The sequence below is a fragment of the Streptomyces sp. NPDC001270 genome (assembly GCF_042896695.1).
Lineage (GTDB): Bacteria > Actinomycetota > Actinomycetes > Streptomycetales > Streptomycetaceae > Streptomyces.
Window position 1 is genome coordinate 1 of sequence record NZ_JBIAXM010000076.1, and the last position, 11,555, is coordinate 11,555.

General features: G+C 69.2%; 8 protein-coding genes and 4 pseudogenes. 6 read left to right on the forward strand and 6 right to left on the reverse strand.

Annotated elements, in window-relative coordinates:
* Window positions 1-125 precede the first annotated feature (125 nt).
* Window positions 126-1,571: an NF041680 family putative transposase gene (locus tag ACFY2B_RS45435; protein WP_390768930.1), complete on the forward strand. Its 1,446-nt coding sequence runs from the start codon at window positions 126-128 to the stop codon at window positions 1,569-1,571.
* A 380-nt stretch (window positions 1,572-1,951) separates the two neighbouring features.
* A pseudogene (locus ACFY2B_RS45440) lies at window positions 1,952-2,074 on the forward strand (LysR family transcriptional regulator); the annotation flags it as partial.
* Window positions 2,075-2,102: 28 nt separating this feature from the next.
* Here the strand turns inward: ACFY2B_RS45440 and ACFY2B_RS45445 are convergent.
* From ACFY2B_RS45445 to ACFY2B_RS45455, 3 genes and pseudogenes are all read right to left on the reverse strand, one after another.
* Window positions 2,103-4,595 carry a SpoIIE family protein phosphatase gene (locus tag ACFY2B_RS45445; protein WP_390768931.1) on the reverse strand — a complete coding sequence of 831 codons (2,493 nt, stop codon included), beginning with the start codon at window positions 4,593-4,595 and terminating at the stop codon, window positions 2,103-2,105.
* A gap of 180 nt (window positions 4,596-4,775) precedes the next feature.
* A pseudogene (locus ACFY2B_RS45450) lies at window positions 4,776-5,855 on the reverse strand (transposase); the annotation flags it as partial.
* 331 nt (window positions 5,856-6,186) lie between these two features.
* Window positions 6,187-6,510: pseudogene (locus ACFY2B_RS45455) on the reverse strand (transposase domain-containing protein); the annotation flags it as partial.
* Between the two features lie 547 nt (window positions 6,511-7,057).
* On the opposite strand from ACFY2B_RS45455, the gene ACFY2B_RS45460 reads away from it, so the two are divergent.
* From ACFY2B_RS45460 to ACFY2B_RS45470, 3 genes are all read left to right on the forward strand, one after another.
* Complete coding sequence (locus ACFY2B_RS45460) at window positions 7,058-7,756, forward strand: ISAs1 family transposase (RefSeq protein WP_390768932.1); 699 nt, start codon at window positions 7,058-7,060, stop codon at window positions 7,754-7,756.
* Complete coding sequence (locus ACFY2B_RS45465; protein WP_390768933.1) at window positions 7,753-8,025, forward strand: hypothetical protein; 273 nt, start codon at window positions 7,753-7,755, stop codon at window positions 8,023-8,025. Before ACFY2B_RS45460 ends, ACFY2B_RS45465 begins: the two co-directional genes overlap by 4 nt.
* 425 nt (window positions 8,026-8,450) lie before the next feature.
* The gene (locus ACFY2B_RS45470) at window positions 8,451-9,344 is read left to right on the forward strand and encodes a tyrosine-type recombinase/integrase (protein ID WP_390768934.1); all 894 of its coding nucleotides are present in this window, start codon (window positions 8,451-8,453) and stop codon (window positions 9,342-9,344) included.
* Here ACFY2B_RS45470 and ACFY2B_RS45475 read toward each other — a convergent pair.
* The 3 genes and pseudogenes from ACFY2B_RS45475 to ACFY2B_RS45485 all read right to left on the reverse strand — a co-directional run bounded on the left by ACFY2B_RS45475 (window position 9,319) and on the right by ACFY2B_RS45485 (window position 11,348).
* A complete protein-coding gene (locus ACFY2B_RS45475) occupies window positions 9,319-10,158 on the reverse strand; it encodes a transposase family protein (RefSeq protein WP_390768935.1) in 840 nt (279 codons plus the stop codon). The two genes, ACFY2B_RS45470 and ACFY2B_RS45475, sit on opposite strands and share 26 nt — an antisense overlap.
* Before the next feature lie 65 nt (window positions 10,159-10,223).
* A complete protein-coding gene (locus tag ACFY2B_RS45480; protein ID WP_390768936.1) occupies window positions 10,224-10,679 on the reverse strand; it encodes a hypothetical protein in 456 nt (151 codons plus the stop codon).
* Between the two features lie 242 nt (window positions 10,680-10,921).
* Window positions 10,922-11,348, reverse strand: a pseudogene (locus ACFY2B_RS45485) (hypothetical protein).
* On the opposite strand from ACFY2B_RS45485, the gene ACFY2B_RS45490 reads away from it, so the two are divergent.
* On the forward strand, window positions 11,241-11,513 hold the full coding sequence (locus ACFY2B_RS45490; RefSeq protein WP_390768937.1) for a hypothetical protein: 273 nt from the start codon (window positions 11,241-11,243) through the stop codon (window positions 11,511-11,513). The pseudogene ACFY2B_RS45485 and the gene ACFY2B_RS45490 sit on opposite strands and share 108 nt — an antisense overlap.
* Window positions 11,514-11,555: the final 42 nt, after the last annotated feature.

Genomic DNA, 11,555 nt, shown 5'->3' on the forward strand with positions numbered 1-11,555 from the left:
CTTGACGTTTAACCTCGCACGTCACCCGACCTGCTGATCTGCGGTTCTTTCCGGGACAGCGGAGGCGGCCGTTCTCGACGCTTCGAGATGTCAAGTCACGAAGTACAAGAGAACGGCCGCTGTGTATGAGTCTGTCTGTCGATGCGCCCGCAGGCGAGGCGTTGGACGTGTTGTCCCGCTTTCGGGTCGAGTTCTACGAATGCCTCTACGCTCGCGCGGATACGCTCTTCGAGCTCACCGACGCGGTGCTGTGCGCAGACGGGCCAGTGAAGACCCTGGTCGAGCTGTCGCTGGCGGCCGAGCACCGGCGCGGGCACGGCGCCCTGTACGCAGCCCTGGACCGGGGCTGGATGGAGCCGACGCGGCTGCGCCGCGCACTGGCCGGCCTGCCGCTGCCAAGGGCGGCCGACGGGCGCATCGTGCTGGCCGTGGATGTCAGCAACTGGTTGCGCCCGGACGCCCCCACCAGCGACGACCGGCTGTTCTGCCACGTCTATGGACGCGGTGACCGCAAGACGGACCAGCTGGTATCCGGATGGCCGTACTCTTTCGTCGGCGCGCTGGAGACCGGCCGCACTTCCTGGGTCGCGCTGCTGGACACCGTGCGCCTGGGCCCCGCCGACGACGCGACCGCCGTCACCGCCGCCCAACTGCGTGATGTCGTCAGCCGGTTGACGCAGGCTGGGCACTGGCAGCCAGGCGACCTGGAGATCCTGATCGTGATGGACTCCGGCTACGACGTCGCCTACCTCTCCCACGCCCTGGCGGACCTGCCGGCCGTGCTGGTCGGGCGCCTGCGCTCGGACCGCGTCATGCTCCGCGACCCCGGCCCGCCCCGTTCCGGCCCGAAGGGCGGACGGCCACGCCGGCACGGCGGCGTCCTCACCTTCGCCAGGCCCGACAGCTGGCACGAACCCGACGTCACCACGGTCACGGACACCACCCGCTACGGCAAGGCCGAGGCGATCACCTGGGACCGGATACACCCGAGGCTCACCCACCGCGGCCCCTGGCTGGACCACGCCGAGGAGGAACTGCCCATCCTGCACGGCACGTTGATCCGCCTCCAGGTCGAGCGCCTGCCGGGCGACCGCGACCCCAAACCGGTCTGGCTGTGGTGCTCCGCCACCGCCGCCAGCAGCGCTCAGGTGGACCTGTGGTGGCAGTCCTACCTGCGCAGATTCGATCTTGAGCACACCTTCCGGCTGATGAAGCAGACCCTCGGGTGGACCGCCCCACACATCCGCCACGCAGACACCGCCGACCTGTGGACCTGGCTCGTCATCGCCGCCCACACCCAGCTCCGCCTCGCCCGCCCCCTCGCCGAAGACCTCCGCCGCCCCTGGGAACGCCGCACCGAACCCCGCCGCCTCACCCCCGCCCGCGTCCGCCGCGGGTTTCGCAACCTCCGACCGACCACGGCCTGCCCGGCAGCCGCACCGAAACCGTCCCGCCCCGGCCCGGGACGACCACCCGGTTCGAAGAACAGGCACCGCGCCAAGCGCCACGACGTCGGCAAGACCGTCAAACGCGCCGAGACCATCAAGGAACACGAAGCCCGCCGAGGATAAACGCCAAGCTAACACCCGCCATCTGACAAAGCTGCACGTCCAGAGACACCTCGCCCTCACCGCCCACTGATCGGAACGGCTACCGAGACACCCACATGACCTGACCCGAGCCACACAGCAAACTGATCAGCCCAGGCCAGACGGCCGCCTTTGATCAGAAACACCACCAATGGACAGGGACAAGCTGAGTGACCCGCAGCGCGCCGCACTACGAGAACTCGGCATCGAATGGGCGTGACACCGCCACCATCCGCTTGTTGAGCCGGACCGCGCGAGGCCCCGGGACACGATGGTCCCGGGGTTTTCTGCTGCCAGTTGCCACTCGGGGAGCTGTCCCGTGCAACGTGCGACCGGGCACGGGACCGCCAAGCCCCGCCGTCCTGCTGCGCGAACTCAAGCACCGCGGCACCCTGGCGGCCGTCGCCGCTGCCTTGTCCTACGCCCCCTCATCGGTCTCCCAGCAGCTCTCCCAGCTGGAGGCCGAAGTCGGCGTTCCGCTGCTGACTGCTCGTACCACTCGACCAGTGGGAGCTACGCGGGCTCGGGAACCGAGCTCGGACTTGCTGCCAAGTCCGGAAGAGCCTGTTCGGCCCAGATGATTTTTCCCGCCGTGGTGTAGCGGGTGCCCCACCGCCGGGCGAGCTGCGCGATGAGGAAGAGGCCGCGGCCCCCTTCATCGGTGGTACGGGCGTGGCGCAGGCGGGGCGAGGTACTGCTGCCGTCGGACACCTCACAGATCAAAGCCTTGTTCCGGATCAGGCGCAGCCGGATGGGCTCCAACCCGTAGCGGATGGCGTTGGTGACCAGTTCGCTGACGACCAGTTCAGTGGTGAAGGCCAGCTCCTCCAGACCCCAGTCGGCGAGCCGACGGGTCGCGAGGTCGCGGGCGCTCGCGACGACGGCCGGGTCGCAGGCCAGCTCCCAGGAGGCGACCTGGCCCGCGTCCAGGCCGTGCGTGCGGGCGAGGAGAAGGGCGGCGTCGTCGGACGGCGGACCGGTCAGCAGAGTGCCGATCACGTTCTCGCAGACGTCCTCCAGCCTGGGGGCCGGGCGGGCCAGGGCTTGGGCGAGGCTGGTCAGCCCGACGTCGACATCCCGTTTCTTCCCCTCGATGAGGCCGTTGGTGAACAGGGCCAGCATGGTGCCGTCGGGCAGTTCCAGCTCGGTGGATTCGAAGGGGAGGAGACCGAGGCCGAGCGGCGGCCCGATCGGCAGGTCGGGGAAGGTGACTGTGCCGTCGGCGGTGACGATGGCGGGCGGGAGGTGGCCGGCCCGGGCCAGCGTGCACCGCCGGGTGACCGGGTCGTAGACGGCGTACAGGCAGGTCGCCCCCAGCACGGAGGTGGCCACCGCCTGCTGCTCGTCGTCGGCCACCGAGTCTGCGTCCTCCTGCTCCACCAGGCTGATGACCAGGTCGTCCACGTGGGCCAACAGCTCGTCGGGAGGGAGGTCCAGGTCGGCCAGCGTGCGGACGGCGGTGCGCAGGCGGCCCATGGTGGCGGCGGCGTGTGTGCCGTACCCGACCACGTCGCCGACGACCAGTGCAACCCGGGCCCCGGACAGCGGGATCACGTCGAACCAGTCGCCGCCCACCGCGTGCGGGGCCTCCGCCGGGAGGTAGCGCGAGGCGACCTCCAGCACGGGCCCCGGGGCCAGCCCGCGCGGCAGGAGGCTGCGCTGCAGAGCCAGGGCCGCCTTGTGTTCCCGGGTGAAGCGGCGGGCGTTGTCCAGGCATACCGCGGCCCGGGCGACGAGTTCCTCGGCCAGGCTCACGTCCTCCTGGTCGAATGGATTCGGGCTCCGGAAGCGCAGGAAGGTCGCCACGCCGAGGCGGACGCCGCGCGCCTGCACCGGAGTGACCAGGACCGACTGGATGCCGAGGGTGCGGACCGTGGCCGCACGGGACGGGTCCTCGGCCATCCAGGCGCTGGAGGAGAGATCCGCGAGCGATTCCACCACGGGCACGCCGTCATCAAGGCAGCGGGCCGAGGACGGGGTGCGCAGGCGGTGGAGGACGTCCCCGACTTCCGCGGCCGTCCCGGGGCACTCGTCACGGATCGACTGCTGCCCCGCGCGGCGCAGGATGGCAGTGCCGCCGACCGGCCCCGGAGGAGGTTCCTCCCCGTGCAGGACCGCCTCCAGCAGGTCGACGGCGACGACGTCGGCGAACCGCGGCACCGCGACCTCAGCGAGTTCCTGTGCGGTCCGTTCCACGTCTAGCGTGCTGCCGATGTGCGCGCTGGCCTCGGTCAGCAGGGCCAGGCGCTCTCGTGCCCGCCACCGCTCGGTGTTGTCCACGGCCATGATCCACACGCCCAGAACTTGGCCGGCCGAGTCCTCAAGACGGAAGATGCACTCCCACAACGCGTGCCGCCGGGTCGGGTCCGCCGGAGAGGGCACGAAGAATTCGACGTTGAGCGCCGGAGTGCCTGTCTCCAGGACACGCCGAAATTGCAGCTCCTGGAACTTGGCGGCCTCGAGCGGCAGCACCTCCGCCACCGTTCGCCCCAGCCGTCGCTCGCGGGGCACCGCACCGCCGTAGGTCAGCACGTCGTTCACCCAGACCCATCGCAGGTCCGTATCCAGCACTGCCACACCGACCGGCGAGTGCGCGAGCAGCGGCTCGAACATCATCCGGCTCAGCTCTGAGCCCGGCGTCCCCTGCTCACCCAGGGCCAGCACCGCCCACCCCTTACGACCAACCGGATCCAGCAATGGAAAGACCCGCACCGCCAGTCTCAGCCGCCGCCTGTCGCGGTGCCGCACAGCCACCACACCGTCCCAGTCACCCTGAGCGCGGCACTGCTCGACCACGTCGAGTGCTGTCGCCCGGTCCCCGGACCTGTCCAGCAGACTCACGGCAGGCCGGTTCACGATCTCCTCACGCGAGTAGCCGATCAGCCGTTCCGCTGCCCGGCTCCAGCCGGTGACCACTCCCTGAGCGTCCAGCGTCGCCACGGCCATCTGCGCCATGTCGAAAAGCCGCGCCGCCCCGTCGGCCATGGCATCCTCCGGGATCATCATCGTCGACCCGTTCCACCCTCCCGGCCTCCCGCGTATCCTGCCGTCCACCTCCAGGATGCACCGAATCCGTGATCGGGACACGGTCGTGACTCCACACCTGTTCGCCTACTGATCGTGCCCGGCCGTGATCGGGAGCGTCATGAGGGTGGCCTGGACGGCGTCAGTGACAGAGGATGTCCGTCATGCGATATGCCGGGTCGTCCAGCCGGCAGGTCCGAAGCGGGACCTCGCGGAAGCTCGTGATCGGATTGTTCGTGCGCGATGCGGCTGCTCTGGTTCCGCGCACCGACATTGAGGTGCCCCCGCTGATGCCGGCAGTTGAAGTGCGGGCGAGCCTTGCCCGGTTGGCAGTCCCGGAAGCATCGGTGCAGTGGGCCCGGTGGTGGAACGGGGAATTAACAGGCCGGGACCGTTCAGATCGCGGGTCCTTGTCGCCGGATGCCAGCTTCGGGGACGGCGAGGATCTTGGTGTGCTGGTGCGGGTTCCGGTGTGGTGATGGTGAGGTGGTAGGTGACGTTTTGCGAGGCGGGAGCGCTGGATGCCTGCCGGGAGGGGAAGTGGAACAGCGGCCTCTTGGCCATGCGCGGGCAGGTCCGGCAGGTGACGTGCTTGGTGACCAGGCACCGGGACAGGTCCTGGTAGAGCTGTTCGCAGTGCGCCTCGGTGTCCCCGGGTGTGGTAGTGATCGAGTGCCGGACGGCGTCGCGGGCCGCAGTGAACGTGATCCTCGAGGGCTCTGGGCTTTCCCCGCGGAGGGCTGCCTGGCAGATGATCAGGCGGATTGCCTGGTAGACGATCAAGTAGGCCCACAGCTCCTGACGGGCGACCTCGGGGTCCGTGGCCCGGAGGGCGCGGTGCGAGCCCCGCAGGAAGGTCTTGATCTCCCGGAACCCCGTTTCCGCCGCCCACCTTCGGGCGTAGGTGGCGGCCAGTTCGCGTGCGGGCGCGAGCTGCGGGTCGAGCAGCGTGGTGATCAGCCGGTAGTGGCCCGTCCGTACGGTGCCGTCGCCGGTGCGCACGGTGATCACCGCCTCGACCACGCGGACGATGGGGCCTCGGGGCGGGAGAGAAGCAGGTGGCGCTTGGCCGGCCTTGCGGCGGCGGGCTCGCTTGTTGGCCTGGCGGTGAGAGTCGGCAGGGTCGGTCAGCCGTGTCAGGTAAGAGCCATCGGGCAGCACCTGTTGGACGGGCAGGTGTCGGTCGGCCGCGACCCGCCACAGCAGGTCGGCGCCTGTGGCCCGCGCCGCGCACCACAGGCGGTAGCTGGGGTACCCGGTCGGCGAGCAGCAGCATTCCGGCCTTCAGAGTCGGCAACAGGCGCTCGGCCAGGGCCCGTTCGCTGCTCCGGTAGATGCCAAATACCGCGTCGATAATCCGGTGGCTGCCGCAGGCCATGAGCACGACCGCGCGTGACTGCGGATACCCGGCGTCGCCCTTCTTGCAGCTCGGACGGCCGAAGGCTTCCGCGTTCGCGTCTGAGTCGGCGAGATCCAGGCTGGTGCCGTCCCACGCGACCAGCAGCAGCCCGAACGCATGCGACCCCGCTGTGCTGACCGATGGCCATGACCCGGACAGGCGTCGGAACAGCAGCTCGAACGGGGCAGCCCCCAGCCGACGACGCATCGTGGTCAGCGCTGTCGACGACGGCGGGCGCCACCCCACGGCCTCGAGCCGGTTCCGGCACCCGGTCACCAGCGTGGCGATCACGCTCCCGTAGCTCAGGTCGCTGAACAGGCACAACCCGAACACGAAGTAGATGCCCAACCGCGAGGGCAGTGCCCGGAACCGGCGCTGCGAGCGACCGGTGGCCTCCAGCACCTCATCGATCAGGCCCGGCGGGACCTGCTGGGCCAGCACCCCACCACCGACACCGGTCAACAACCGTCCCACGCTGGAAGACCAGCCCGTGCCCATGGCACCATGACCCGACAAGGAAGCTCCTCGCCCACCTGGTTGATTTCGACAATCACCAGTCGTAGACGAGGAGCTTCCCTGCGTCCGGCAGAGCACACGACTGACACCCAAACCGTGACCAACACGGACAGTGACCTTCTTAAGTTCCTGGCATTGGGATTCTCACCCCTCGGCCCTCACAGATCCGTACGTGCCGATCTCTCGTCATACGGCTCTTGTCGTTCTGGTCACCAGACGCGGGGAGCATGGGTGGTCCAGACCCAGTGGGCGAAGAACCGGGGTCACTGTGCGACCAGTGCGTGATTGGGATTGGTCCGGTTCGCCGGTCTCGTGAGTGACATGGCGTCGTATCCGTTGTGCGGCATGAGCCTGGAGAGCAGAGCAGGCACGGCGCTGGTGATCATGTGGTTGTCGAGACCCATGAGGACCGGGCGAGACCGTGCCTGCCCGGACATCATCGCCCATCCCTTCCACACCGGGGAAACTGGGCTCCCCGACTGTTCCCCTCACCTCAAGCGATGTCGCTGACCTGCGGCGCTTCCTGATCGTGGTCGCCGATCCCCGCGATGCGCGAGGACTGCGGTATCCGGCCCTCGCGCTGCTGTGCGCAGCTGTCTCGGCGGTGCTGACCGGGGCTCGCTCGCTCATCGCTATCAGCGAGTGGATCACGGATGCCCCGCAGCATGTGCTGGGCATCCTCGGCTTCGCTGCCGATCCACTTACCGGTCTGCGGCCGGTGCCACACGCCGCAACTGTGCGCCGCCTGCTGCAGCGCGTGGACGGTGACGCGCTGGACGCGGCGATCAGCGCGTATCTGCAGGCGAGAACACCGCCCCCGGTTGAGCCGGAGGCGGAGAAAGGGCCGGTGCGACGGGTGATCGCGGTCGATGGCAAGGTGGTCCGCGGATCGCGAACCGCAACGGCCGCGGCGATCCAGCTGCTGGCGGCAATGGACCACCACGGCGTGGTCCTGGCCCAGCGGCAGGTCGCTTCCAAGAGCAACGAGATTCCCTCCTTCGCGCCGTTGCTGGACGGTCTCGAGCTGGAGAACACGGTGGTGACCGCCGACGCCCTGCACACCCAGCACGGGGACCTGTCCCCGTGGGGCCTTGTCCCCGGGGAGGTGGAGTTCGGGGTGAACCTGTCAGCGAAGGCCGGCGCGGTCATCACCTCCGGCGAGACGGCCGTCCATTTGAAGGTCCGTGTGGTGTGGGAGAGCGGTGACTCCGCGCCGGATGCCCCGTGACGACCGTGGCGGCGACGGCAGGCGTCCCGGACGACGAGAGCGGTCTCGCCGGGGCGGGTGAGCCGTCGGTGTCCGCGTCGGTCTTCCAGGTGCTCGCGTCGGACGGCACCGTGGCCGGGGCGGGTTTCCTGACGGGAGGGGACACCGGCTTCACCTGTGCGCATGTCGTGCGCGCCGCCGACCGGTCACCGGGCGGCCGGGTGGAGGTGCACTTCCCTCATCTGCCGGACGTGCCACGGGTGTTGGCCGAGGCGGTGGCCGAGGAGTAGCGGGCACCGGACGCGGAGGATGTCGCCGGGCTCCGCCTGGACTCGGTTCCGGCGGGGGCCCGCGCCATGGCCATGGGGACGAGCGCGGGGTGCCGGGGGCATGGGGTCTTCTCGTTCGGGTTCCCCGCCCAGGCGCCGCGGAGCGGGCATTTCGGGTACCGCGAAGTCGGCGGCCTGCTACCCGAGGCCGACGGCGTGGGGCGGCTGCTCCAGCTGGCGAAGGCCAACGATCTGACCACCGGGTTCAGCGGCGGACCGGTGGTGGACGAGATGACCGGCCCAGAGCCGTCCGGGCGTTCTACGCCGACCTGCAAGCCTGGGCCGCCGCAGAACCCGAGCAGTGGGCGGTCTGGGTCGCTCCCTGTCCCGTCTCCGACACGGACGTCCGGGGCTACGGAATCCGGAAACGGCGAGTCAAGGAGCGAATGGATGATCGCACCCGGCGGCGTCAACCCCTGCTGAGCACCCTCGTGGAACACATGGAAAACCGGTACAGCCACCTCCACGCGCTTTTGGAACAAGCTACGGACGCTGCCGGCGGAACAACCATCGCCCCCAACGGCCGTATCTACCAGCGGCTGTGGAGCCGGGCCGATGAACGACGCGTCAGACTCGGAGGAAACGCGAACGTCCGCGTCCGCGACCAAAGCAGCGGCAAGTCCATCAACGTCACAGCAGCCGAAGACGCCGCTTTCTGGGAGTGGGCGATCGTCGAAGTTCTCCGGCACTCGGGCGTCCGTATCGAAGAGGCACTCGAACTCACCCATCTCAGCATCCGGCAGTACCAGCGGCCAGGCGGAGAAGTCATCGCCCTACTCGTGATCGCTCCATCCAAGAGCGACCGGGAACGCGTCATCCCCATGTCCGCGGAACTGTTCGGCGTCATCGCGTCCATCATCCGACGCCACACACGGGACAGCCGCACGATCCCGCTACTGCCGCGCTACGACCCTCACGAGCGCCGCAGCAGCGCGCCCATGCCGTTCCTGTTCCAACGGCGGATCGGCACGAACGACGAGGTCATCTCCGACACCACCGCCGTCAACATGCTCAAACGCCGTTGCGGCGAACTCGCAGAAGACCACCCCGCCTTCCACTCGGCCGACTTCACCCCACATGACTTCCGTCGACTCCTCGCCACCGACTTGGTGAACCACGGTCTCCCCATCCACATTGGCGCTGCCCTACTGAGACGTGTGCATCGTGAAAACTGCAGGTCGGGCGGGCTGGTGTGCGTAGGCGTCGGGACGCTCGGCCAGGTCCGGGGCGGTAGTCCAGCGACAAGATCGTCCGTCATCGGGCAACTTCCTTGTTCGTGAGGACCAGCAGGGCCCGCACCAGCGCGGTCGCCCACCTCGGATCCGTGCGGACCTTGCCCAGGACGCGCCAGTTCTTCAGGTGCGCGAAGCCGTGCTCGAACGGGGCGCGCACTGCGGCCAGTGCCTTGTTGGACAGCTTCTGGCCACGGGTCAGGGGCCGGTTCCGGGCGGCCTTGTAGCCGGTGATCACCGCCGGGCCGGTGTCGGGATCGCTGTCGTCGAGGCCGACGAAGCCCAGGTCGGCGATGGCTCCGAGGCCGGCCGCGCGGAGATGGGCGGTGAGTTTGCCGTGTCGGCAGGCGGTGATCTCCGAGGTCCGCCCGGGCCGGGCCGCGGAGATCCACAGCAGCCGGCCCCGGTCGTCGGTGAGCGCGATCACGAGCAGGCCATGGCATTTTTTCTTGCCCGAGTAGTTCTTGCGGTTGTCGGCTCCGGTGCGCCGCTTGGTGCGGATCAAGGAGCCGTCCAGCAGCACCGCCCCGCCACCCGTTCGGGCGATCTTCTTCAGGGCGCGGTCCAGGCGCGGGGCGCGGGCGGCCAGCAGACCCACGACCTCCCGCACCCACCGTGTCACGGTGGTGCGGTGCACCCCGTTGCCGCCGGCCAGGTCGCCGGGCCGCTGGTCACAGCGCAGCACCGCAAGCACGATGCCGGCGATCTTCCCTGCGGGCAGGGCCCGCCATCTGGAGCCGATCTTCTTGCAGTGGCCGCGTAGCAAGTCGGCGAGCCAGTTCAGGGTGGCACTCGACAGCGGCAGGCGGGCGGTGTAGACAAGGCCGTCAGGGCCCTCGACGGGATGGTTGTTTTGCTTCACACCAAACTCAACTGCCGTCGGGGGCCCGCCGGTTACGCCCCCTTGCAGCCCCCGGTCCGACGCTGCTACAGGCGCGCGGTGAACTTCCCGTCAGGCCGCTTGTGCAGCCAGCCGCGATCGGCGAGCCTGGTCATCTTCGCCCGCAACGGCTCCAGCTTCCCTCGCACCCCCGCCTCAAGCCCCAGTTCCTCACCCACCGTCCTGACCTGCACCGGGCCGCCAGCGGCCCGCACGATCGCCAGGATCCGGCGGTAGCCGGCGGGCAGCGCGGCCTCGTCGCCCGTCTCACCGCGGTGCGGGATCAGCAGCACCGCACGCCCCGCCACCTGCGCATTCACCGGAACCGCCGCCTCAGCAGTCTCTGTATCGGCCCGGTCCTGTTCGACCAGGCGGCGCAGGACCCGCTCAGCGATCCCCAGCTCCTCCCGCTCGGCCTCGACCTCCCCAAGCTGCTTGGCCAACTCTTCAGCGAGCGCGTCCAGTTCGCTACGGCGAGCCGTGATCCGCTCCAGATCGGACATCCCGCACCCTCCCCACGATCTCTCGTGTACCGACACGGTGACGGATCGTAGGCAGCCCGCTCATGCAGGCGCAGCAGAACCAGAGAACCCTCCCGGCCGACCGGTCAGACGATCTTCACCATGGACACCCGCCGCCGACCAGCCCGAGCACTCCCGACCCCGCGCACACCAGCCCGCCAGACCTGCAGTTTTCACGATGCACACTGCTCACTGGTCGATGACCCTGCTCATGACGCGCCGCCTTACCCGGCCACACCCTGGGCGAGAGTGAACCGGCCCGGCTGCCGCTCGGCCAGCCAGCCCCGCGCGACCAGGCGTTTCGCCTTCGACCGCAGCGCTTCTACTTTGGCCGGCACCGCGTCCAGACCGAATATCACGGCCAACTCCTGGCAGGTCAGGGGCCCTTGAAGGAGCCGGTGCCGGTCCGCGAGCGCGGTGAGGATGCGCTGATAGTCCACCGACAGTACCGACCGAGGCCAGCCCCTCACGCCACACCGGCACCTGCGACTTCGGTTTCGCTGCAGGCCCGGGCGTCGAGCGCGCGTCCGCGTCCTGCGGGCCATGGACCGCCTCTTGACCGGCGATGTCACCATCGTCCGGAGCCAGGACGGTGCCCACCCGCCTACGGGCGATCGCCCACTCCTGCCATTCCTGCTCGGCGGCGGCCAACTCAGCCTGGATGCGGTCGGCCTCCTCCCGCAGCCCGTCGACTCGACGGCGAGCGGCGAGTTCGTGCTGTTCCAGCAGTCCGACGACCGACGGCATCTGCAACCTCCCGGGGAGCGACTACACGACACGTCACCACTCCCGCCGAATCACCGGACCTATGCCTGACCAGCGAAAACGCAGCCTTCAGATTCGGAACAACAACAGCCA